The organism is Streptomyces hygroscopicus subsp. hygroscopicus (assembly GCF_030269125.1).
Taxonomy (GTDB): Bacteria; Actinomycetota; Actinomycetes; order Streptomycetales; family Streptomycetaceae; genus Streptomyces; species Streptomyces hygroscopicus_C.
The window spans coordinates 350,332-373,636 of record NZ_BSSM01000006.1 but is presented as its reverse complement, the minus strand read 5'-3'; the positions used below and the strand labels follow the sequence as shown (position 1 = coordinate 373,636).

Genomic DNA, 23,305 nt, shown 5'->3' with positions numbered 1-23,305 from the left:
GGGCCCCGGCTCACCAGGTCACCGGCAGGGTCTGCGGGCCCCGGATCATCGTCTGCTGCCGCCACCGGACCTCTTCCGCCGGCACGGCGAGCCGGAGGCCGGGCAGCCGGTCGAGGAGCGTGTCCACCAGCAGTTCGAGCTGGAGGCGGGCCAGCACCGCGCCGGTGCAGTAGTGGTGGCCGTTGCCGAAGGCGAGGTGCGGGTTGGGATCCCGGTCCGGTTCGATGCGGTCGGGGTCCGTGAAGACCCGGGGGTCCCGGTTGGCGGTGAGATAGGAGACGTAGACCGGTTCGCCCGCGGCGATCCGGTGCCCGGCGATCTCCACGTCCTCCAGGGCGATCCGGGCGAGCCCGACCGTGCTGCGGTGCGGGATCCAGCGCAGCAACTCGTCGAACACCGGGCCGCGTTCCGCGGGCCGCGACCGCATGCGCTCCATCAGCTCCGGCCGGGTCAGCATCAGATACAGCATCTGCCCGCAGTTGTGGGTGACCGCCTCGCCGCCGATCTGCAGCGGACCGGCGAGCCCGACGGCCTCCTCCTCGCCGATCTCGCCGCGCGCCACGGCGCCGGCGAGCATCGAGTAGACGTCCTCGCCGGCGCTGCGCGCGCGGGCCCGGACGATGTCGGTGATCCAGCCGTACAGACCGTTCTTGGCCCGGTCGGCGGCCTCGGCGCCCCCGCACAGGGAGATGATCTGCCGGGTCCAGGCGTGCACCTGCTCCCGGTCGGTGTCGGGGACGCCCATCACCTCGCTGACGACGCACAGCGGGAACGGTTCGAGCACCCGCTCGACCAGGTCGGCGGGCGGCCCCTCGCGGACCATCCCGTCCACCAGCTCGTCCAGGATCTCCTGGGCGCGGGGCCGCAGCCGCTTCATCGCGCCGACCGTGAAGGCGCCGGCGATGGGCTTGCGCAGCCGGTTGTGGTCCGGCTGGTCGGCCCAGGCGAGCGAGCCGGGGCGGGGCGCGAAGTTGGGCGCGAGCCGGGTGACCTGGCCACGGGCGACCTCCGCGCGGCTGAAGCGCGGGTCGTTGGTGATCAGCTTCACGTGCTCGTAGCGGGTGGCCAGCCAGGCCCAGCCCTCGCCGAACGGCAGCCGTATGCGCGTCAACGGCCCCTCGCGCACCAGTCCCGCGAGCACCGGGTCGAACTCCGTGCCGTCCAGGTCGAGCACGGGCCAGTCCCGGACGGGGGGCGGTTCCTGACCGGTGGGCGCGCTGGTCTCCAAGGTCGTCATGCCCTCCACGATGGGACGGGGCGTGCCGGGTGTCGTGCGGGACTGCTCCAGGCGGGGACTGGGACGGCGCGGCCACGGCGTGTCGCTCGGCGGCGCCGTCACGAGGCTGCTATCGGGGCGTCGCCCGGCGCGGGCATCGCGGCCCGGCTCCGCCGCGCCGGCCGGCGTTGGGGCGGGGCCCCGGCTACAGCGCGTCGACCAGGGCGCCCAGGGCGGCCGCGAGCCGGTCGAGGCCGGGTCCGGCCGGGCCGCCGGGCTCGCTCATGTAGGTGTCCCGCCGGACCTCGATCATCAGTGCCTCGACGCGGGGATCGGTGCCGTGGTGCTCCAGCGGCACGTAGGCCCCGCTGAACGGGCTGTCCAGCCCCGTCTCCCCGTACGCCGCGAACGCCGCGCGGGCGGCGTCGAGCAGCTTCGGCGGGGTGTGGAACGGGTCGGTGCCCAGGCACACCGGCGGGCGCGGGCCGCCGCCGTGCAGCTCGTAGGGGAGCGCCCTCGCCGGATACGAGTGCACGTCGACGACCACGGCCCGTCCGGTCGCCGCGAGCCGCTCGGCCACGGCCCGGGTCATGGCCTCGGCGTACGGCCGGAAGTACCGCTCCACCAGCGGTCCCGGATCGGTGTCACCGGGCCGCAGCTCCTCCCGGTGCGTGGTCCGCGTGTACACGGCGCCCATGCCGACGGCGAGCATCTCCTCCCGCTCGTCCGGAAACCGCTCCGGATCCACCACCAACCGCGACAACCGGTTCACGAACCGCCACGGCGCCAGCTCCGCGAGCCCCGCCGCCCGCTCGGCCAGCTCCGCCGTGTGCGCGTCCGTGATGTGATCCAACTCCCGCTCCAGCGCGGCGTCGTCCAGCAGGATCCCGGCGCGCACGTCGCCGGGGATCGCGCGGGCGGAGTGGGGTACGTGCAGCAGCACCGGCGACTCGGGCGCGCCGGGCAGGAGTTCGAAGGCGGGCATCGGCGGCTCCGGGCGTGGTCGGCGGCGGGCGCGGGAACAGGTGGGAAGGAACATACATTCCCGGCGGCCGAGCGGCCGCCGGCCTCTGCGCGCCCCGCCGGCTCACCCACGGGTGGCGCCGACCGTCAGCCCAGCAACTCCGCGACCAGCGACCCCACTTGCTCCGTCTCGATCAGGAACCCGTCATGTCCGTAGGGCGATTCCAGAACCCTCGCCCGGTCCGCGCCCGGGATCAGCGCGGCCAGCCGCTGCTGCTGCGCGAGGGGGTAGAGGCGGTCGGAGTCGACGCCCGCGACCAGGGTGGGGGCGGTGACGCGGGACAGGGCGGAGGGGAGGCCGCCGCGTGAGCGGGCGACGTCGTGGGCGTTCATGGCCTCCGTCAGGACGACGTAGCTCGCCGCGTCGAAGCGTCGCACCAGTTTGGCGGCGTGGTGGTCCAGGTAGGAGTCGACCTGGTAGCGGCCCCCCTGCCAGGGGTGCTCGGTGGCTTGCGGGGCGCGGCCGAAGCGGGTGGCCAGTTCGGGTTCGCTGCGGTAGGTGACATGGGCGAGGCGGCGGGCGAGGCCGAGGCCGGTGAGGGGGCCGTGGGCGGTGTCGTGGTAGTCGCCGCCCTGCCAGTGCGGGTCCGCGCGGATGGCGCGCAGTTGCACGCCCGCCCAGGCGATCTGCTCCGCGCTCGCCGCCGCCGTCGTGGCGAGCAGCAGCAGCGCCCCGGTGCGCTCCGGGTACGACACCGCCCACTCCACCGCCCGCATCCCGCCCATCGAGCCGCCCACCACCAACGCCCAGCGGTCGATGCCGAGCGCGTCCGCGAGCCCCGCCTCCGCCGCGACCTGGTCGCGCTGGGTGAGGAAGGGGAAGGCGCCGCCCCACGTCCCGCGACCGTCGGGGCGGGGCGAGGCGGGCCCCGTGCTGCCCTGGCAGCCGCCCAGCACATTGGGGGCCACCACGAACCACCGGTCGGTGTCCAGCGGCCGCCCGGGACCGACCAGCGGCTCCCACCAGCCGGGCGTGGGGTGCCCGGGGCCGGCCGGGCCGGCGACATGGCTGTCGCCGGTCAGCGCGTGCAGCACCAGCACCGCGTTGGACGCGTCCGGCGCGAGCCGTCCCCACGTCTCGAACGCCAGCCGCAGACCCGGGAGTTCCCCGCCCCCCTCCAGCCGTAGCGGCCGCGCGGCCTGGTGCCACAGGCGGCGGCCCGGCGGATCGCCCTCCCGCCAGGCCCCGGTGGCCCGCACCTGCCCGGTCGCCGTGACGGTGTCCACCTACGCGCCCTTCGCCGCGCGGAAGCCGGCCTCCAGGTCCGCCTTGAGGTCGGCCAGGTTCTCGATGCCGACGGACAGCCGCACCAGACCCGGCGTGGTGCCGGTGGCCGACGCCTCCTCCTCGGTGAGCTGGCTGTGCGTGGTGGACGCCGGGTGGATGATCAGACTGCGCACGTCACCGATGTTGGCGAGATGGCTGAACAGCTCCACCGCGTCCACGAACCGCTTGCCCGCCTCGATGCCGCCGCGCAGCTCGAAGGAGACGATGGCCCCGGCGCCGCGCGGCAGGTACGTCCGCCCGGCCTCGTACCACGGGCTGGAGGCGAGGCCGGCGTAGTGGACGGCCGCCACCTCGTCCCGCCCCTCCAGCCACTCGGCGAGCGCCTGCGCGTTGGACGTGTGCCGCTCCAGGCGCAGGCTCAGCGTCTCCACGCCCTGGAGCAGCAGGAACGCCGAGTGCGGGGCGAGCGCCGGGCCGAGGTCGCGCAGCAGCTGCACCCGCAGCTTCACCGCGAACGCGCCCGGACCGAGCGCCGGCCAGTAACGCAGCCCGTGGTAGCTCGGGTCCGGCTCGCTGAAGTCCGGGAACCGGTCCGCGTGCGCGCCGAAGTCGAACGTGCCGCCGTCCACCACCACACCGGCGACCGCGGTGCCGTGCCCGCCCAGGAACTTGGTCGCCGAGTGCACCACGATGTCCGCGCCGTGCTCGATCGGCCGCAGCAGGTACGGGGTCGGCACGGTGTTGTCCACGATCAGCGGCACCCCCGCGGCGTGCGCCACGTCCGCGACCGCCCGTACGTCCAGCACGTTGCCGCGCGGATTGCCGAGCGACTCGGCGAACAGTGCCTTGGTGTTCGGCCGGATCGCCGCCCGCCAGGCCTCCGTGTCGTCCGGGTCGGCCACGAACGACACCTCGATGCCGAGGCGCGCCAGCGTGTGCCGGAACAGGTTGTACGTGCCGCCGTACAGCGCCGCGCTGGAGACGACGTGGTCGCCCGCGCCCGCCAGGGTCAGGATCGCCAGGGTCTCCGCGGCCTGCCCCGAGGCCACCGCGACGGCCCCGACCCCGCCCTCCAGCGCGGCGATCCGCTGCTCGAACACGTCCGTGGTGGGGTTGTGGATCCGGGTGTAGATGTTGCCGGGCTCGGCCAACGAGAACAGGTCGGCCGCGTGCCGGGTGTCCCGGAAGACGAACGAGGTGGTCTGGTAGACGGGTGTGGCCCGTGCGCCGGTCGCGGGGTCGGGGGCGGCCCCCGCGTGGACCTGCTTCGTCTCGAAGGACCAGGCGGCGGTACCGGGCTGCGTGCTCATGGTGCGGGCTCCTCGTGCGCGGGAGGCGGTGACGTGGCACGAGGCAACCACGCGGGGTCCTCGGCCGACAGGTCTACGCGCGGGACGACACGAGGACTTCGCGGGACGACACACGGCCGCAATGCCGCCGACACACGACGCCGCCCCGGCCGGGGACACCGGCCGGGGCGGCGGGGCACTCAGGTGAGCGGCTCCAGGAACCCCTGGGTCACTTGGCGAAGGACGCCAGCGCCTCGTTCCAGGTGGCCGACGGGCGCATCACCGCGTCCGCCTTCTCCTGGTCGACCCGGTAGTAGCCGCCGAGGTCGGCCGGCTTGCCCTGGACGCCGTTCAGCTCGGCCACGATCTTCTGCTCGTCGGCCGCGAGGGTCTCGGCGAGCGGCGCGAAGGCCGCGGCCAGGTCGGCGTCCTCGGTCTGCCCGGCCAGCTCCTGCGCCCAGTACAGCGACAGGTAGAAGTGGCTGCCGCGGTTGTCGATGCCGCCGAGGCGACGGGTCGGGGACTTGTCCTCGTTGAGGAAGGTCGCCGTGGCGCGGTCCAGGGTGTCGGCGAGCACCTTGGCACGGGTGTTGCCGGTGGCCGTCGCGTACTGCTCCAGGGAGGGCACGAGCGCGAAGAACTCGCCGAGCGAGTCCCAGCGCAGGTAGTTCTCCTTGAGCAGCTGCTGGACGTGCTTGGGCGCGGAGCCGCCCGCGCCGGTCTCGAACAGGCCGCCGCCCGCCATCAGCGGGACGACCGACAGCATCTTGGCGCTGGTGCCCAGCTCCAGGATCGGGAACAGGTCGGTCAGGTAGTCGCGCAGCACGTTGCCGGTGACCGAGATGGTGTTCTCGCCGCGGCGGATGCGCTCCACCGACAGCTTGGTGGCCTCGATCGGGGACAGGATGCGGATGTCCAGGCCCTCGGTGTCGTGCTCCGGCAGGTACTGCTTCACCTTGGCGATCAGCTGCGCGTCGTGGGCGCGGTTCTCGTCCAGCCAGAACACGGCCGGGTCACCGGTGGCGCGGGCGCGCGTGACGGCCAGCTTCACCCAGTCGCGGATGGGCGCGTCCTTGGTCTGGCAGGCGCGGAAGATGTCGCCCTGGGCCACGGCCTGCTCGAGCACCACGTTGCCGGCCGCGTCGACCAGGCGGACCGTGCCGTCGGCCGGGATCTCGAAGGTCTTGTCGTGGGAGCCGTACTCCTCCGCCTTCTGCGCCATGAGGCCGACGTTCGGCACCGAGCCCATGGTCGAGGGGTCGAAGGCGCCGTGGGCGCGGCAGTCCTCGATCACGGCCTGGTAGACCCCGGAGTAGCTGGAGTCAGGCAGCACCGCGAGGGTGTCGTGCTCCTGGCCGTCCGCGCCCCACATGTGGCCCGAGGTGCGGATCATCGCGGGCATGGAGGCGTCCACGATGACGTCCGAGGGGACGTGCAGGTTGGTGATGCCCTTGTCGGAGTCGACCATGGCCAGCGCCGGGCCCTCGGTCAGCTCGGCGTCGAAGGACGCCTTGATCTCGGCGCCCTCGGGCAGGTTCTCCAGGCCCTTGAAGATGCCGCCGAGGCCGTCGTTCGGGGAGAGGCCGGCCGCCTTGAGCGTCTCGCCGTACTTCGCGAACGTCTTCGGGAAGAAGGCGCGCACCACGTGACCGAAGATGATCGGGTCGGAGACCTTCATCATCGTGGCCTTCAGGTGCACGGAGAACAGCACGCCGTCCTGCTTGGCGCGGTCGACCTGCGCGGTGAGGAACTCGCGCAGCGCGGCGACGCGCAGCACGGCGGCGTCCACGACCTCACCGGCGATGACCGGCAGCGGCGCGCGCAGATCGGTGGTCGTGCCGTCGGCGCCGACCAGCTCGAAGCGCAGGGTGGTGTCCTCGGCGATCACCGCGGACTTCTCGGTGGTGGCGAAGTCGTTCTCGCCCATGGTCGCCACGTTGGTCTTGGACTCGGGGGTCCAGGCGCCCATGCGGTGCGGGTGGGTCTTGGCGTAGTTCTTCACCGACGCCGGGGCACGGCGGTCGGAGTTGCCCTCGCGCAGTACCGGGTTGACCGCGGAGCCCTTGATCTTGTCGTAGCGGGCGCGGATCTCGCGCTCCTCGTCGGTCTTCGGGTCGTCGGGGTAGTCCGGCAGCGCGTAGCCCTTGCCCTGCAGCTCGGCGATGGCGGCCTTGAGCTGCGGGATGGACGCCGAGATGTTCGGCAGCTTGATGATGTTGGCCGAGGGGGTCTTGGCCAGGTTGCCCAGCTCGGTCAGCGCGTCCGCGATGCGCTGGTCCTCGTTCAGGTACTCCGGGAAGACGGAGATGATGCGCCCGGCCAGCGAGATGTCGCGGGTCTGCACGGGCACGCCGGCCTGCGAGGCGTACGCCCGGACCACCGGCAGGAACGAATGCGTCGCCAGGGCCGGGGCCTCGTCTGTGTACGTGTAGATGATGGTCGAGTCAGTCACCGGGTGCTCCGCTCCACGTCTGCAACATTGCTCGACATCAAGATATCTCGTGCCGGATGCGGGATCGACAGGGGTGGCGCCCGGGGCCGCTGTTTTCCGCCGACCGGCCGCCCGGCTGGTCATTCGCGTTCGCTTGTTTCCCCGGGCTCGTCGGTCAGCTCGCGTTCGATCCAGCGGCAGATCACCTCCACCACGTACAGGTGTTCGGCCCGGGTGAGCCGGTGCCCCTGGGGAATGCCGTGCCAGCGGGACAGGCAGCCCCGGCAGCAGGTGGCGGTCGCGTGCTGGGCGACGAAGACGGGATGGCCCCGGTACGGCGTCTGCTTGCCGTCCTTGTACGGCGCTGCCGGGGCGAGGCGCCTCGCGATCAGGTCGTACGCGTGCCACCGGATCGTGGCCGGCCCCTTCGTCTCCGCGGTGACCCGCTCCCGCCCGCGCAGCCGGAACTTCGCCCGGAACGGCTGACGGGCGATGGCGTCCAGCCGCCGGTCGAGGGGGCGGGGATCGGGTGAAACGGTCATCTCGGTACGAGCATACGGGGAGCCGGCGATCGCCCGGGGCGCTCGCGCCGGTGGTTCGATGCCTCTCCGACCCGGTCTGCGTGGTCACCCGGGGCTTTCCTCTGGGCGAACGTCCGCCGCCTTGTCCGGGGGGAGCGCCCTCGGCCTCCCGTCCTTGGCCTCGGGGGGCGTCCCCGCCTTCTCGTCTTCGGCCTCGGGGGGCGTCCCCGGCTTCCCGTCCTTGCCTCGGGGGGGTCTCCGGCTCGGGCCGCGGTCCGGTCTCCGGGGTCGCTCGGGCGGTGCGGGGGGGGTGTGACCGGTTGGTTCGTGGTGGTCCGGCGTGGTGCTGGTGTTTGCGGGTGCGTCGGTTCCGCGGCCGGGTTTTCGGTCCTCCGCGGTTTTCGGTCCGGCGATCACCGGCCTTTCGGCCCTGGGGATCGCCCCGGTCTTCCGTCTTGGCCGTGGGGGCGCCCCTGGCTTTCCGTCTTCGTCCTGCGTGTGCCCCGGCTTCTGCCCGCAGCCGGTCCCCTCCGGCGACCACCGGATTCCGCCCCGGGGCCGCCGGGTGTGCCGCTTCGGGGTCGTTCGCGGGATCTGCTCGGGGGTGCGGTCCGGTCTCGGGGCCGCTCGGACGGTGCGTGGGCGACCGGTTCGTTCGTGGTGGTCCGGTGTTTGCGGGTGCGTCGGTTCCGCGGCCCGGTCCCGGGGGGCATCCGCGGCTCTCGTGATCACCGCGCCCGGCTCTGGGGGCGTTCCCCGGTCCCCGTCCCGGGACCACCCCGGACGGCCCCGGGACCGTTCCGGACCCACCCCCGGGGACCACCTCCCGGCCTTTCGCCACGGGATCACCCCGGCCTGGGGGTCGCGATCCCCGGCCCGTGGGCCGCCACCCGGCGCGGTCCCTCGACCCCCGGCCCGCTCCTGGGGCGGGCCCTCCTTCCGTCCCGCCCCTACTCCACGGCCCCCCGCGGGACGTCCTCCCCGCTGCGCTGCGGCGGTATCGGGAGCGTTCCCTGCTGGATGGCGACCGTGCGGAGGGGGGAGGGGATGCGGATGCCCTCCGCGCGGTAGCGGCGGTGCAGGCGCTTGATGAACTCGTGCTTGATGCGGTACTGGTCGCTGAACTCGCCGATGCCGAGGATCACCGTGAAGCCGATGCGCGAGTCGCCGAAGGTGTGGAAGCGGATCGCGGGCTCGTGGTCCGGCAGGGCACCGCTGACCTCGTGCATCACCTCCTCGACCACCTCGGCGGTCACCCGCTCCACCTGCTCCAGGTCGGAGTCGTAGCTCACGCCCACCTGCACCGGCACCGTGAGCCGCTGCTCGGGCCGGGTGTAGTTGGTCATGTTGGCCTTGGCGAGCTGGCCGTTGGGGATCACCACCAGGTTGTTGGACAGCTGGCGGACCGTCGTCTGGCGCCAGTTGATGTCGACGACGTAGCCCTCCTCGCCGCTGCTCAGCTGGATGTAGTCGCCCGGCTGCACCGTCTTGGAGGCCAGGATGTGGATGCCGGCGAAGAGGTTGGCGAGTGTGTCCTGCAAGGCCAGGGCCACCGCGAGACCGCCCACGCCCAGGGCGGTGAGTAGCGGTGCTATGGAGATCCCGAGGGTCTGGAGCACCACCAGGAAGCCGATGGCCAGGACCAGCACCCGGGTGATGTTGACGAAGATGGTCGCCGAGCCCGCCACGCCCGAGCGGGACTGCGTGACCGTGCGCACCAGCCCGGTGATCACCCGGGCCGCGGACAGCGTGGCCACGAAGATCAGCCACACCTCCAGCACCTGGTCGGTGTGGTGCTGCACCGTCTTGGTGAGGGGCAGGACGATCGCCGCCGCCGCCACGCCGCTCGCGATCAGCGCCCAGGGCACGATCGAGCGCAGCGCGTCCACGATGACGTCGTCGCCGCTCCAGCGGGTCCGCTTGGCGTGCTTGGCCAGCCAGCGCAGCAGCGAACGGGAGAGGAAGGCGGCCAGCAGGCCCGCCGCGATCGCGATGCCCGCGACCACGGCGTCGTCCAGGGTCAGCGCGCGGTTCACCGGTCACCTCCGCCGCGCAGGGTTCCTGCGGTGTGCCGTCTGTGAGGTCTCGTCACGTTGTCACCTGCTCGATGTGCGGGAGTACGAACGTGCCGGCCCCGGAACTCCGGTGACCGGCACGAGCGTTCATCCTGCCGTATCCGGAACGCGCCCTACCACCGGGGCCGGGGAAGCCCGGAACCCCGGATCGGATGATGCCCTGGCAACAGCCCTCCCCTGGGGGGTGCGTATGGTCGGCGGCCACCACAGGGGTGGTGGTTGCGCCCCACTGTTGTTGCCAACTCAGTAGGTCAGGCAGGGGAGTTGGGAGATCGCCGGCCTGCCCGGGTCGGCTTGGCGCCGGTTTCGCGTGGCGGCGGGCTGACGCGGTGATCTCCGGCGCGGTCGGGCGCGGCTGACGGGGTCGACGCGATGACAGGGCCGGTGCGGCGAGGGAGCGCGGCGCGATGAGGGGACCGGCGTGACGGCGGGGCCGGTGCTCGCCGTCGGCCAGGGCACCTCCGGCGCCAAGGCACTCGTGGTCCGCCCGGAGCGCGGCGTCCTCGGCACCCGGTACGCCGAGGTCCGTCCGAGTCACCGGCCCGGCGGGCCGGTCGAGGCGGCCCCGACGAGCTGTACGACTCCGTGCCCGCCGCCGGCCGGAGGGCGCTCGCCGAGGCCGGGGAGCGCGTCGTGGCCCCGGGTCTCGCCGACCGGGGCGAGACCGTCCTCGCCCGGGACCCCGCGACGGGTCGGTCGGCCGCTCGCCGGCGTCCTGGTCCGGCAGGACCGCAGCGCCGAGTCCGTCTGCGGAGAAGTGACTGATCACGCCGACGAGTCGGCACCTCGCCGGCCTGCCCCCGGACCCCTGTCCCGCCGCGCCCAGGATGGCCTGGATCCGCGGCCACCTCACCCGCGAGGGCGTCGTCACCACCTCCGGCTCCTGGCCGGCGCACCGCCTCACCCGCGCCGCCTCGGCCGGGTGTACCCGGCCGCCGCCACGGCCGGGCGTACCGGGCTCCTCGACCTCGACCGCGTCCGGTGGTCGTCCCGTGCCCTCGACCTCACAGGGCAGTACATCCGGGGCCTCTACCGGGGAACGCCTCCCGGAGATCACCGCTGTCGCCCGACCCGCGGCACTACTGGGGGGCTCCGGGCTGGTCGGCTGCGTGGCGTGATCCCGGCCGAGCCGGGCGTTGTCAGTGCCGTGTGCGACAGTTCCGATGTGACTGAGATCAACACTTCGGTGCCCCTCGCGCTGTCCGGCCTCGACGCCGTCGACTGGTCCGCGCTGACGCATGCCTACGGCCCCGCCGAAGACGTGCCCGGCCTGCTGCTGGCCCGGTGTTCCGGGGACCCGGAGGAGCGGGCGGCGGCCCTGGACGCGCTGTACGGCAACATCTTCCACCAGGGCAGCCGGTACCCGGCCACGGCCGCCGTGGTGCCGTTCCTGGCGCGCATGGCGGCGGATCCCGCGCTGCCCGGCCGGGCCGAGCACCTGGAGCTGCTGGCCGCTCTCGCCATCGGCTACGACGAGGCCCATCTGCCCGGCGGCGTCGCGGTGGCCGACTGGCGAGCCGACGTCGAGAAGGTCCGCGCGCAGGACCCCGAGGCGATACGCGCCGAGTACGACGCCTGGGTGGAGGCGGCGACCGACGAGAAGGACCGGCGGCTGCGGGCGATGCGCCGCGACCTGTACGACCACGACCGCCAGCTGGAGGCCATGGCCGCGGAACTGGGCGCCTACGACGCGGTGCGCGGCGCACTGCCCGCGCTGCTGCCGCTGTCGGGCGACCGCGAGGCGGCGGTCCGGGCGGGCGTGGCGTACCTGCTGGCGTGGTTCCCGGAGGCGGCCGGGGAGAGCCTGCCGCACCTGGTGCCGCTGCTGGACGAGGAGCGCGAGCCCGTGGTCCTGGCCACCCTGCTGGTGGCCGTCGGACTGCTGGGTGATGGCGAACCGGGCGCTGAACTCGCCGCCAGAATACGGGAGTTCCTCACCGCCGGAGAGCCGGTGGTGCGATGGGCGGCGGCCACCGCGCTGGCCCGTCTCGGCGGGAGGGGCGTCGAGGCGGCGGTGAGTGCCGAGGTGCTGTCCGAACTGGTGGCCGTGGCCGAGGAGCCGGGGTCCGACACGCCCCGGGTGGTGTTCCACGAGGGCGACCTGCGCGGATACTCCGCCGCCTCCCTCACCCTGCTCGCCGGCCGGTTCCCCGCCGAGGCCCTGGACGCGGTGACCGGCGGGCTCGCCGCCACCAGCGGCCCGGAGAGCTTCCCCCTGGCCACGGCCGCGCTGCGGCTGGCCTTCGGCGAGCCGGGGCCCGACGGCCCCGGCGCCTTCACGGAACTGGCCGAGCCCCAGCGCCGCCTGGTCCGGGTCCTCGCCGAACTCGACAAGGCCACCTGGCAGTGGGCCAACCTCTGGGGCATCGTCCGCTCCTGGGGCCTGCCCACTCCACGCGACGCGCTGCGCGCCTATGCCGGACTTTCCGAGGAGTGACCCTGACGGGCGTACCCGTGCACGCCCTGCTCAACGGAACGAGCCGTGCCGCCCCGCGCCCGAGGAGAAGCGGGCGGCGCCCTCCGCGCTCTCGGCCAGCACGCCCATCCCGTGGTGGAGTTCACCGCGCATCGCGGCCGCCTCGGCCAGCCCCTCCTGGTCGAGCACCGAGGCGCGGTCGCTGCGCAGGCACGCCTGCGGGAAGCGGGCGATCGCGGCGGCCAGTGCCTCCGCCTCGGTGCGGGCGGAGCCGGCCGGCACCACGCGGTTGGCGAGCCCCATCGCGTACGCCTCCTGCGCCGGAACGGGACGGCCGGTGAGGATCAGGTCCATGGCCCGGCTCGTGCCGATCAGCCGGGGCAGCCGTACGGTCCCGCCGTCGATCAGCGGCACTCCCCAGCGGCGGCAGAACACGCCGAACACCGCGTCCTCCTCCGCCACCCGCAGATCGCACCAGAGGGCCAGTTCCAGTCCGCCCGCCACCGCGTGGCCGGCGACGGCGGCGATCACCGGCTTGGACAGCCGCAGCCGGGTCGGGCCCATCGGCCCGTCACCCTCCTCGGCCACCCGGTTGCCCCGCTCGGTGCCGATCGCCTTCAGGTCGGCCCCCGCGCAGAACGTGCCGCCCTCGCCCCACAGCACCGCCACCCGGGCGTTCTCGTCCGCCTCGAACTCCCGGAAGGCCGCGGCGAGTTCCGCGGCCGTCGGGCCGTCCACGGCGTTGCGGGCCTCGGGCCGGGACAGGACGACGGTGGTGACGTACTCCTCGCGCTCCACACGGACCGGCACGACGGGCTCTCCCTCTCCAGGCGGCTGGGAGGGCCACTCTGCCTCAGATGACCTTCAGCCGCACCAGCGCCCCCAGGGTCAACGCTCCCGGCAGCAGCGGAGCCCAGACGGTGATGATCCGGTAGGCCAGCACCACCGCCGTGGCCGGCGCCGCCGGGCCGCCCACCGCGACCAGGGCCACGATCAGCGCCGCCTCGACCGAACCGAGCCCGCCCGGGGTGGGCACCAGGGCCACCGCGACCGTCGCCGCGAGATAGGCGAGCGCCATATGGGCGGGCGGCACCGGCAGTCGTAGCGCCCGGCCGACCGCGGCGAGCCCCGCCGCCTGGAGCGCGGGAAAGGCCAGCGAACCGCCCCACAGGGCCAGGGCGCGCACCGGCCGGGTGTGCACCGACCGTGCCTCGCCCAGGGCCTCCCGGACGAACGCGGAGACACGGGTGCGCAGCGGTCGTACCAGCGCCCCGGCACCCGCCACCGCCACCAGCAGCCCGGCCGCGCCCAGCAGCGGCACCGCCGAACCGTCCGGCAGCAGCGGACCGAGCCGCAGCGCGTCCGGGAAGGCGAGCAGCAGGCCGGCCAGCAGACCGAGGCGGCCCGCGCTCTCCGCGAGCAGGTACAGCGCGAGCGCGGCCGAGGAGCGGGCCAGCGGCACCCCGCACACGGTCATGAACCGCAGGTTCACCGCGCCCGCGCCGAGCCCGGTGGGCAGCAGATGGTTGGCCGACGCGGCCGCGAACTGGGTCGCCAGCAGCCGCGCCTTGGGCAGCGGCTGGATCACCGCGCCCTGCCGGGTGACGGCCGCCGCCACCCAGGTCAGACAGGTGGCCCCGGCCGCCGCGAGCAGCCAGGGCCAGGAGGCGGTGCGCAGCTGGCCGAAGCCCTCGGCGAGCAGCGAGCGGTTGCGCACGGCGGCCACGCCGAACAGCAGCAGCGGCAGCAGGCACAGCGCCTGGCGGACGGGCACGCGACGGGGGAGTCGTGCCCGGGGGAGCGGGGGAGTGGGGACGGCGGTCACATCCGCAGAGCGTCTCGGCGCCGTCCCAACGGCGGGTGGCGTCGCGCCGGACGGGGGCTTACGGGGAGTGGTCATCGGGGTCATGGGGGTCACCGGGTTCGTCGGGACGCCCTGGTTCCGGGACGCCGGAGCGGGTGAAATGCCTCGGACATTGACCTCAACGAAGCTTGAGGTTCTACGTTCTCTTCATGAGCATGGAGACCACCGCATGGACGCAGCTGCACAGCGTGATGAACGCGCAGGCCGACCGCCGTCCCCTCGCCCGCGCCACGCTGCGCCGCATCGCCGCCTTCGCCCGCCCGCACCGCGCGGGCATCGTCCGCTTCGTCCTGCTCGGGGTGGTGACCGCGCTGCTCGCCGTGGCGACCCCGGTCCTCGCCGGGCGGGTCGTCGACGCCATCGTGTCGGGGCACGACTCCGGCACCGTGGTCCGCCTGTCCCTGCTGATCGCCCTGGTCGCCCTCGCCGAGGCCGGGCTCGGCATCCTCGGCCGGCGGCTGTCCTCGACGCTCGGCGAGGGACTCATCCTCGACCTCAGAACGGCCGTGTTCGACCACGTCCAGCGCATGCCCGTCGCCTTCTTCACCCGCACGCGCACGGGAGCGCTGGTCAGCCGGCTCAACAACGACGTGATCGGCGCCCAGCGGGCCTTCGCCAACACCCTGTCCGGCGTGGTGACCAACCTGGTCACCCTGCTGCTCACGCTCGCCGTGATGCTCACCCTGTCCTGGCAGATCACCCTGCTCGCGCTGGTACTGCTGCCCGTCTTCGTGCTGCCCGCGCGCCGGATGGGCAGCAGGATGGCCCGGATGCAGCGGGAGGCGGCGGCGCTGAACGCGGCCATGGGCACCCGGATGACCGAGCGGTTCTCGGCGCCCGGCGCCACCCTGGTCAAGCTGTTCGGCCGTCCCGAGGAGGAGTCGGCGGAGTTCGCCGTGCGCGCCGCCCGGGTCCGGGACATCGGGGTGCGCACCGCCACCGCGCAGTCGGTGTTCATCACCTCCCTCACACTGGTCTCCGCCCTCGCGCTGGCACTCGTCTACGGCCTCGGCGGCTGGTTCGCGCTCCACGGCACCCTGCAGCCCGGCGCGGTCGTCTCGCTGGCCCTGCTGCTGACCCGGCTCTACGCCCCGCTCACCGCGCTGGCCGGGGCGCGGGTGGAGGTGATGAGCGCGCTCGTCAGCTTCGAGCGGGTCTTCGAGGTGCTCGACCTGAAGCCGCTGATCGCGGAGAAGGAGGACGCGGCCGAGATCCCGCGGGGCCCGGTGGCCGTCGAGTTCGACGACGTCCACTTCTCCTACCCGGCCGCCGACCAGGTCTCCCTCGCCTCCCTCGAAGAGGTCGCCGCCCTCGACACCCGTGGCGGCACCGAGGTCCTGCACGGCGTCTCCTTCCGCGCCGAACCCGGCCAGACCATCGCCCTGGTCGGCTCCTCCGGCGCCGGGAAGTCGACCATCGCCCAGTTGCTGCCGCGCCTGTACGACGTCGACGCGGGCGCCGTCCGGGTCGGCGGGGTGGACGTCCGCGACGTGACGGCGGCCTCGCTGCGGGCCACCCTCGGCATGGTCACCCAGGACGGTCACCTCTTCCACGACACCGTCCGCGCCAACCTGCTGCTGGCCCGCCCGGAGGCCGGGGACGAGGAGCTGTGGGACGCCCTCGGCCGCGCCCGCCTCGCCGAGGTCGTACGGTCCCTGCCGGACGGCCTCGACACGGTCGTCGGCGAGCGCGGCTACCGGCTGTCCGGCGGCGAGCGCCAGCGGATGACCATCGCCCGGCTGCTGCTGGCCCGCCAGCGTGTCGTCATCCTCGACGAGGCCACCGCTCACCTGGACAACACCTCCGAGGCGGCCGTCCAGGAGGCCCTCACCGAGGCGTTGGAGGGACGCACCGCCGTGGTGATCGCCCACCGCCTGTCGACCGTCCGCGCCGCCGACCAGATCCTCGTGATCGAGTCCGGCCGGATCGCGGAGCGGGGCACGCACGAGGAGTTGCTGGCGGCGGGCGGGCGGTACGCCGAGCTGTACCGGACGCAGTTCGCGCAGCGGGACGGGGAAGGCGCGGCGGTGGGGGCGGTCTGAGGGGCCAGGGGACGGGGTTCACCGCGGCCCCGGCGGGGCCGGGGCGGGGGATGGTTGGAGGCGGATTCCGGTACGGGAAACGCGGTTGGAGCGGCCGGGGGAGGGGTGGGCCTCCGCCGTGAGCCGTGAGCCGTGAGCCGTGAGCCGTGAGCCGTGAGCCGTGAGCCGTGAGCCGTGAGCCGTGAACCGGGGACCGGCGGACAGGCCGGTCCCCGGGCGCCGCCGAGGTTCATGTCCGGCGGCCTGCCGTACCACCTCCGCCGCCCTCTCCGCCCTCCGCCGCCTCCCCGCCCCCCCCACCGGAAGCGGGCGGCAGCCGGCCGCCCTCGTCGGCGGAATGCGCGGCGTGTGCTCGCGGCACGCGTCGGCCTCGCTCGGTCGCGCACCGTCCTGGGCCGCCGGACCGACGGCAGTACGACGGCCCGGCCCGATGGGCGCATCACGCGAGGCGGCCGGGCCCGCGGCCGGGGCAGCGGGCCGCCGGCGAGCGCGCCGCCCGCGCACGAGCCACCGCGCACGAGGCGCCGGGCGCGAGCTACCGGACGTGAGCCATCGCGCTCGGGCCAGCGGACGTGAGCCGTCGGGCGCAAGTTACCGGACGTGACCACCGCGCACGAGCCGTCGGGCGTGAGCCGCCGGACGTGAGCTACCGCGCACGGGCCAGCGGACGTGAGCCGCCGGGCGGGAGGCGCCGGACGTGAGCCATCGCGCACGGCCAGCGGACGTGAGCCGTCGGGCGGGAGGGGCCGGATGTGAGCCACCGCGCACGAGCCGTCGGGCGTGAGCCGCCGGACGTGAGCTACCGCGCTCGGGCCAGCGGACGTGAGCCGCCGGGCGTGAGCCACCGGACGTGACCACCGCGCACGAGCCGTCGGACGTGAGCCGCCGGGCATAAGCCACCGCGCGGGAGCCACCGGACGTGAGCCGCCGGACGCGAGGCGCCCGAGGGGCGGCCGCCAGGGAGACCGGCCCGGCGGGACCTGAGCCACCGGTTCTCCCTCCGCCCCCGTACACGGAGCGCGTGTGAGCCTCGCCAACCTGGATACGCGGAGCGCACGGCACACGGTCCGTCCGGAAGGCACCCCTGACATGACCAGTGAGAACGCGCCCGCCCCGGGATCGGAGATCACCCTGAGGGTGAACGGCAAGCCGCACACCCTGTACGTCGACCACCGCCGCGTCCTCCTGGACCTGCTCCGTGAGGACCTCGGGCTCACCGGCGCCAAGAAGGGGTGCGACCACGGCCAGTGCGGGGCCTGCACCGTGCTGGTCGGCGGGCGCCGGCTCAACAGCTGTCTGCTGCTGGCGGTGACCCTGGACGGCGCCGAGGTCACCACCGTGGAGGGCCTGGGCGGCGACGGCGAGGAACCGCACCCGCTCCAGCGGGCCTTCCTCGACCGCGACGCCTTCCAGTGCGGCTACTGCACCCCGGGCCAGCTCTGCTCCGCCGTCGGTATGCTCGCCGAGGCCGCCGCCGGGCACCCCTCCCACGTCACGGACCCCGCGGCCCCCTCCGGTCGCCCCGTCCCGCTGGACCGGCCCGAGATCCGCGAGCGCATGAGCGGCAACCTGTGCCGCTGCGGCGCCTACCCGGGCATCGTCGAGGCGGTGGAGGACGTGATCCGGTGAACGGCTTCGGATACCTCAGGCCCGCCACGCTCCAGGAGGCCGCCGAGGCGTACGCCGCCCACCCCGGCGCCCGCTACCTGGCCGGCGGCACCAACCTGGTCGACCTGATGAAGCTCGGCGTCGAGCGGCCGGCCTTCCTCGTGGACGTCGGCCGGCTGCCCCTGGACGGCATCGAGGAGCTGCCCGACGGCTCCCTGCGGGCCGGCGCCACGGTCCGCAACAGCGACCTCGCCGCCGACCCGCGTGTGCGCGACCGCTACCCGGCGCTGTCCCAGGCCCTCCTCGCCGGTGCATCGGGCCAGCTCCGCAACGCCGCCACCACCGGCGGCAACCTCCTCCAGCGCACCCGCTGCCCCTATTTCCAGGACGTCGGCAAACCCTGCAACAAACGCGACCCCGGCAGCGGCTGCGGCGCCCTGGAGGGCGTCCACCGCGACCACGCGGTCCTCGGCCACTCCGAGCAGTGCATCGCCACCCACCCGTCCGACATGGCCGTCGCCCTCGCCGCGCTGGACGCCCGGGTCGAGCTGTACGGCACCGACGGGACGCGCGACGTGCCCGCCGCCGACTTCCACCGGCTGCCCGGCGACCACCCCGAGCGGGACAGCGAGATCCGCCCCGGCGAGATCGTCACCGGCGTGCTCCTGCCGGCCGCGACCGCCGGGCTGCCCTCCGCCTACCGCAAGGCCCGGGACCGGGCGTCGTACGCCTTCGCCCTCGCCTCCGTGGCCGTCGTACTGCGGCTCGCGGACGGCGTGATCGAGCACGTGGGCCTCGCTTTCGGCGGGCTCGCGCACAAGCCCTGGCGGGCCCGCCGCGCCGAGGAGGCCCTGCGCGGTGCCGCGCCCACCCCGGCCGCCCTCGAACGCGCCGTCGACCTCGAACTCGCCGCGGCCCGGCCGCTCGGCGAGAACGCCTTCAAGGTGCCCCTCGCCCGCAATCTCGCGCTCGACGTCCTCGGCCGCCTCACCCCGGCCCCCGCCGCGGTCTGACCCGCGTGTCCGCGGCCCGGCCGCGCACCCCACCCGGTGACACAGGAGGACCCATGCCCCACACCGACACCGCCCTCGGCGCCCCCGCCGAGCGCCTGGAGGGGCGGCAGAAGGTCACCGGCGCCGCCCGCTACGCCGCCGAGTACCCACTGCCCGGCCGCGCCCATGCCTGGCCCGTGCCCGCCGCCGTGGCCCGCGGGCGGGTCGCCGAGGTGGACACCTCGGCCGCCCGCGCCCTGCCCGGCGTCCTCGCCGTGCTCACCCCCGGCGACGCGCCCAGGCTCGCCGAACCCGAGGACGCCACCCTCGCCGTGCTCCAGGAACCCCGCGTCCCGCACCGGGGCTGGTGCGTCGCGCTCGTCGTCGCCGAGACCCCGGAGACCGCACGGGCCGCCGCCCGACTGGTGCGCGTCCGCTACGACAGCGAGCCGTACGACGTCGAACTGACCGAGGACCACCCGGATGCCCACGAGCCGGACGTGGCCAACGCCGGGCTGCCCGGCCGGGTCGAGCACGGCGACCCCGAGGGCGCGTTCGCCGCCGCGCCCACTCGTGTCGACGTCGCCTACCGGGTGCCGCCGCTGCACAATCACCCCATGGAGCCGCACGCGACCACGGCCCACTGGGACGACGACCGGCTCACGGTGTACACCTCCAGCCAGGGCGGTACGACGGCGCGCTCCGTGCTCGCCCAGATGTTCGAGCTGCCCGAGGATCACGTCACCGTGGTCAGCGAGCACGTCGGCGGCGGCTTCGGTTCCAAGGGCACCCCGCGCCCCGACCTGGTGCTCGCGGCGATGGCCGCCCTGCGGACCGCCCGCCCGGTCACCCTGGCCTACCCCCGCCGGTACCTGCCCACCGTCGTCGGCCACCGCGCCCCCACGCTGCACCGGCTGCGCCTCGGCGCCGCCCCCGACGGCCGCCTGACGGCGGTCGTGCACGAGGTGACCACCCACACCTCACGCGTGAAGGAGTTCGTGGAGCAGGCCGCGGTGCCCGCCCGCGTCATGTACGCCACGCCCAACCTGCGCACCGTCCACCGCGTGGTCGCCCTGGACGTGCCGAGTCCCTCCTGGATGCGCGCCCCCGGCGAGTCGCCCGGCATGTACGCCCTGGAGTCCGCCGTGGACGAACTCGCCGAGGCGCTGGGCATGGACCCGATCCGGCTGCGCATCCGCAACGAGCCCGTGCACGAGCCGGGCACCGGCAAGCCGTTCAGCAGCCGGCATCTGGTGCAGTGCCTGCGCGAAGGGGCCCGCCGGTTCGGCTGGGACGAGCGTGATCCGCGCCCGCGCTCGCGCCGCGAGGGCCCCTGGCTCCTCGGCACCGGCGTCGCCGCCGCCACCTACCCGTCCTCCGCGGTCCCGGCCACCGCCACCGCCCGCGCCCTGCCCGACGGCACCTTCACGGTGCGCATCAACGCGACCGACATCGGCACCGGGGCCCGTACCGTCCTCGCCCAGATCGCCGCCGACACCCTCGGCACCGCCCTGGACCGGGTGCGGACCGAGATCGGGCACAGCGACCTGCCCCCGGCCTGGCTGGCCGGCGGCTCCACCGGCACCGCCTCCTGGGGCTGGGCCGTGCACGACGCCTGCGCCGATCTCGCCGCGCGACTCGCGGCACACACCGGCCCGTTGCCCGCCGAAGGTCTCGACGCCCACGCCGACACCGCGGGGAAGGCGGATGCCGAAGTCCCCTACGCGCGGCACGCGTTCGGCGCCCACTTCGCCGAGGTCGCCGTCGACACCGTCACCGGCGAGACCCGGGTGCGCCGGCTGCTCGGCGTCTTCGCCGCCGGGCACATCCTCAACCCCCGTACCGCCCGGTCCCAGTTCACCGGCGGCATGATCATGGGCCTGGGCATGGCCCTCACCGAGAGCAGCACCCTGGACCCCGCCTTCGGCGACTTCACCGAGTGCGACCTCGCCTCCTACCACGTACCCGCGAACGCCGACGTGCCCGCCGTCGAGGCCCACTGGATCGAGGAGGACGACACCCACCTCAACCCCATGGGCGCCAAGGGCATCGGCGAGATCGGCATCGTCGGCACCGCCGCCGCCATCGGCAACGCCGTCCACCACGCCACCGGTGTGCGCTGCCGCGAACTGCCCCTCACCCCCGACCGGATCCTCGCCGGTCTGCCCGCCGCGGGGTGACCGTGGCCGGGCCGACCTGGGAGTACCACGGATACGAGGCGGGGCAGGAACGCCTGCGGGAGTCCCTGTGCACCCTGGGAAACGGCTACTTCGCCACCCGCGGCGCGCTGCCCGAGTGCACCGCCGACGACATCCACTACCCGGGTACCTACGCGGCCGGCTGCTACAACCGGCTCACCTCCGAGGTCGCGGGCCGCCGCGTCGAGAACGAGGACATGGTCAACCTGCCCAACTGGCTGCCCCTGCGCTTCCGTCCGGCGGCCGACAGCACCGACTGGCTCACCCCGGACACCGCCACCGTCGCCGAGCACCACCTCACCCTGCACCTCGACGCGGGCCTGCTGGAGCGCCGTACCCGCTACGCCCTCGGCCCGCACCGGGCCCTCGGCGTACGGCAGTTGCGCCTGGTCCACCTCGGCGACCCCCATCTCGCCGCCCTGCGCACGGAGTTCACCGCCGAGGGCGGCGCCCTGGAGCTGGACGTCGAGGCCGCGCTCGACGGCGACGTCACCAACTGCGGCGTCGCCCGCTATCGCGACCTGGACGGCCGCCACCTCACCGACGTCCGCACCGGAGCGGCCGGCGCCGACACCGTGTGGCTGCACTGCCGCACCCGCACCTCCGACATCCGGATCGCGCTGGCGGGACGGCTCACCGCCGAAACCCCGGGGACCGCCGACGCCACCGCCCCGGCGGCCAGGGCCACCGCCGCCCCCGGGCCCCGCCGCGCCGTACAGACGTTGCGCCTCACCCTGCCTCCCGGCCGCACCGCCACCGTCGACAAGACCATCGCCCTGCACACCTCCCACGACCCGGCCATCGGCGACCCGCTGCGCGCGGCCCTCGCCCGGCTCACCGACGCGCCCGGCTTCCCGGACCTGCGGGAATCCCACCGCGCCGCCTGGGAGATGCTGTGGCGGCACACCGTGCTCGACGTCCCCGGCGAGGCCGGGCGGATCCTGCGCCTGCACCTCTTCCACGTACTCCAGACCCTCTCCCCGCACACCGCCGACCTGGACGTCGGCGTGCCCGCGCGCGGACTGCACGGCGAGGCGTACCGCGGTCATGTCTTCTGGGACGAACTCTTCGTGCTGCCCTACCTCAACCTCCACCTTCCCGAGGTCTCCCGGGGCCTGCTCCGCTACCGGCACCGCCGCCTGGACGCGGCCCGGCGCGCCGCGGCGAGGCTCGGCCGGCGCGGCGCGTGCTACCCGTGGCAGAGCGGCAGCGACGGCCACGAGGAGACCCAGGAACTGCACCTCAACCCCCGCTCCGGCCGCTGGCTGCCCGACCACTCCCACCTCCAGCACCACGTCGGCTCCGCGGTCGCCTACAACGTGTGGCAGTACTGCGAGGCCACCGGCGACAGCGCCTTCCGCGCCGGCGAGGGCGCCGAGATGCTCCTCCACATCGCCCGCTTCTGGGCCGACTCCGCGGAGTACGACGACCACCTCGGCCGGCACCGCATCCGGGGCGTGGTCGGCCCCGACGAGTACCACGACGCCTATCCCGGCGCGGACCGGCCGGGACTGGACGACAACACGTACACCAACGTCACCGCCGCCTGGGTGCTCGCCCGCACCCTGGAACTGCTGAGCTGCCTGCCCGAGCCGCGCCGCCGCGAACTCACCGAGAAGGCGGGCCTCGAACCCGGCGAGACCGACCGCTGGGAGGAGGTCGCGCACACCCTCCACGTGCCTCGGCACGACGGGATGATCAGCCAGTTCGCGGGGTACGGAGACCTCGCCGAACTGGACTGGGGCGCCTACCGCGAGCGCTACGGCGACATCCGGCGCCTGGACCGGATCCTGGAGGCCGAGGGTGACACGGCCAACCGCTACAAGGCCTCCAAACAGGCGGACCTCCTGATGCTCCGCTATCTCTTCTCACCCCGCGAACTGCGGGCTCTGTTCCGGCAGTTGGGTCACGACGTCGACGAGGACGCCTGGTCCGCGAACGTCGACTACTACCTCGGCCGCACCAGCCACGGCTCCACCCTCAGCGGCCTCGTCCACGGCTGGATCCTGGCCCGCGCCCGCCGCGCCGACGCCTGGCGGTTCGTCCAGGAGACCCTGCGCGGCGACATCGCCGACGTGCAGGGCGGTACCACCGGCGAGGGTATCCACCTCGGCGCGATGGCCGGCACCCTCGACCTCGTGCAGCGCGGGCTGACCGGCCTGGAGACCCGCGTGGGCGCCCTCTGGCTGGACCCCGTGCCGCTCCCCGCGGTCTCCTCCTACAGCTTCTCGATCCGCTACCTGGGCCACTGGGGCATCGCCGTCCGCCTGGCCAGGCGCCAGTTGGAGATCGCCGTGCCCGAATCCGACCGGGAGCCCGTCGACGTACGGCTGCCGGACCGGGTGGTGCCGGTGCGACCGGGGCGCACGGCGCGGCTGGTGCTCCCGGAGTGAGGTCCGGCC

Annotated in this window: 15 protein-coding genes and 1 pseudogene; 7 read left to right on the top strand and 9 right to left on the bottom strand. The window is 74.3% G+C overall.

From position 1 onward, the window contains the following. Positions 1-10: 10 nt before the first annotated feature. From QSK45_RS16895 to QSK45_RS16865, 7 genes are all read right to left on the bottom strand, one after another. Positions 11-1,237, bottom strand: a complete 1,227-nt coding sequence (locus QSK45_RS16895) for a cytochrome P450 (protein ID WP_285557644.1) — start codon at positions 1,235-1,237, stop codon at positions 11-13. A gap of 184 nt (positions 1,238-1,421) precedes the next feature. Then, positions 1,422-2,201 (bottom strand): N-formylglutamate amidohydrolase, encoded by a 780-nt coding sequence (locus QSK45_RS16890; RefSeq protein ID WP_285557641.1) that lies wholly within the window; start codon positions 2,199-2,201, stop codon positions 1,422-1,424. A gap of 125 nt (positions 2,202-2,326) precedes the next feature. Beyond that, entirely contained in the window at positions 2,327-3,466 is a 1,140-nt protein-coding gene (gene metX / locus QSK45_RS16885; RefSeq protein WP_285557639.1) for a homoserine O-acetyltransferase MetX, read from the bottom strand. Continuing rightward, positions 3,467-4,777 (bottom strand): bifunctional o-acetylhomoserine/o-acetylserine sulfhydrylase, encoded by a 1,311-nt coding sequence (locus QSK45_RS16880; protein WP_285557636.1) that lies wholly within the window; start codon positions 4,775-4,777, stop codon positions 3,467-3,469. A gap of 208 nt (positions 4,778-4,985) precedes the next feature. Then, positions 4,986-7,208: an NADP-dependent isocitrate dehydrogenase gene (locus QSK45_RS16875; protein ID WP_285557633.1), complete on the bottom strand. Its 2,223-nt coding sequence runs from the start codon at positions 7,206-7,208 to the stop codon at positions 4,986-4,988. A gap of 119 nt (positions 7,209-7,327) precedes the next feature. Continuing rightward, the gene (locus QSK45_RS16870) at positions 7,328-7,729 is read right to left on the bottom strand and encodes a DUF4186 domain-containing protein (protein ID WP_285557631.1); all 402 of its coding nucleotides are present in this window, start codon (positions 7,727-7,729) and stop codon (positions 7,328-7,330) included. A 929-nt stretch (positions 7,730-8,658) separates the two neighbouring features. Beyond that, positions 8,659-9,744 (bottom strand): mechanosensitive ion channel family protein, encoded by a 1,086-nt coding sequence (locus tag QSK45_RS16865; RefSeq protein ID WP_285557629.1) that lies wholly within the window; start codon positions 9,742-9,744, stop codon positions 8,659-8,661. Between the two features lie 460 nt (positions 9,745-10,204). Between QSK45_RS16865 and QSK45_RS16860 the strand changes: the two are divergent. Then, positions 10,205-10,795 (top strand): annotated as a pseudogene (locus QSK45_RS16860) (FGGY family carbohydrate kinase); the annotation flags it as partial. Between the two features lie 153 nt (positions 10,796-10,948). After that, positions 10,949-12,220: a hypothetical protein gene (locus tag QSK45_RS16855; protein WP_285557711.1), complete on the top strand. Its 1,272-nt coding sequence runs from the start codon at positions 10,949-10,951 to the stop codon at positions 12,218-12,220. Positions 12,221-12,250: 30 nt separating this feature from the next. Here QSK45_RS16855 and QSK45_RS16850 read toward each other — a convergent pair whose 3' ends face one another. Together QSK45_RS16850 and QSK45_RS16845 are read right to left on the bottom strand one after the other, a co-directional pair. Further along, entirely contained in the window at positions 12,251-13,009 is a 759-nt protein-coding gene (locus QSK45_RS16850) for a crotonase/enoyl-CoA hydratase family protein (protein WP_285557627.1), read from the bottom strand. Between the two features lie 43 nt (positions 13,010-13,052). After that, positions 13,053-13,973 carry a lysylphosphatidylglycerol synthase transmembrane domain-containing protein gene (locus tag QSK45_RS16845; protein WP_285557625.1) on the bottom strand — a complete coding sequence of 307 codons (921 nt, stop codon included), beginning with the start codon at positions 13,971-13,973 and terminating at the stop codon, positions 13,053-13,055. Between the two features lie 245 nt (positions 13,974-14,218). On the opposite strand from QSK45_RS16845, the gene QSK45_RS16840 reads away from it, so the two are divergent. From QSK45_RS16840 to QSK45_RS16820, 5 genes are all read left to right on the top strand, one after another. Beyond that, entirely contained in the window at positions 14,219-16,105 is a 1,887-nt protein-coding gene (locus QSK45_RS16840) for an ABC transporter ATP-binding protein (protein ID WP_285557709.1), read from the top strand. 1,089 nt (positions 16,106-17,194) lie between these two features. Beyond that, a complete protein-coding gene (locus tag QSK45_RS16835) occupies positions 17,195-17,734 on the top strand; it encodes a (2Fe-2S)-binding protein (protein WP_285557623.1) in 540 nt (179 codons plus the stop codon). Beyond that, positions 17,731-18,726 carry an FAD binding domain-containing protein gene (locus tag QSK45_RS16830; RefSeq protein ID WP_285557621.1) on the top strand — a complete coding sequence of 332 codons (996 nt, stop codon included), beginning with the start codon at positions 17,731-17,733 and terminating at the stop codon, positions 18,724-18,726. The genes QSK45_RS16835 and QSK45_RS16830 overlap by 4 nt, the downstream gene beginning before the upstream one ends. A 53-nt stretch (positions 18,727-18,779) precedes the next feature. After that, positions 18,780-20,885 carry a xanthine dehydrogenase family protein molybdopterin-binding subunit gene (locus QSK45_RS16825; protein ID WP_285557619.1) on the top strand — a complete coding sequence of 702 codons (2,106 nt, stop codon included), beginning with the start codon at positions 18,780-18,782 and terminating at the stop codon, positions 20,883-20,885. After that, positions 20,882-23,296 (top strand): glycoside hydrolase family 65 protein, encoded by a 2,415-nt coding sequence (locus tag QSK45_RS16820; protein WP_395484483.1) that lies wholly within the window; start codon positions 20,882-20,884, stop codon positions 23,294-23,296. Before QSK45_RS16825 ends, QSK45_RS16820 begins: the two co-directional genes overlap by 4 nt. Positions 23,297-23,305: the final 9 nt, after the last annotated feature.

Coding starts and splice junctions, on each gene's coding strand:
- QSK45_RS16895 (WP_285557644.1), bottom strand. CDS start 1,237: ATGACGACCTTGGAGACCAGCGCGCCCACCGGTCAGGAACCGCCCCCC.
- QSK45_RS16890 (WP_285557641.1), bottom strand. CDS start 2,201: ATGCCCGCCTTCGAACTCCTGCCCGGCGCGCCCGAGTCGCCGGTGCTG.
- QSK45_RS16880 (WP_285557636.1), bottom strand. CDS start 4,777: ATGAGCACGCAGCCCGGTACCGCCGCCTGGTCCTTCGAGACGAAGCAG.
- QSK45_RS16870 (WP_285557631.1), bottom strand. CDS start 7,729: ATGACCGTTTCACCCGATCCCCGCCCCCTCGACCGGCGGCTGGACGCC.
- QSK45_RS16840 (WP_285557709.1), top strand. CDS start 14,219: ATGGAGACCACCGCATGGACGCAGCTGCACAGCGTGATGAACGCGCAG.
- QSK45_RS16835 (WP_285557623.1), top strand. CDS start 17,195: ATGACCAGTGAGAACGCGCCCGCCCCGGGATCGGAGATCACCCTGAGG.
- QSK45_RS16825 (WP_285557619.1), top strand. CDS start 18,780: ATGCCCCACACCGACACCGCCCTCGGCGCCCCCGCCGAGCGCCTGGAG.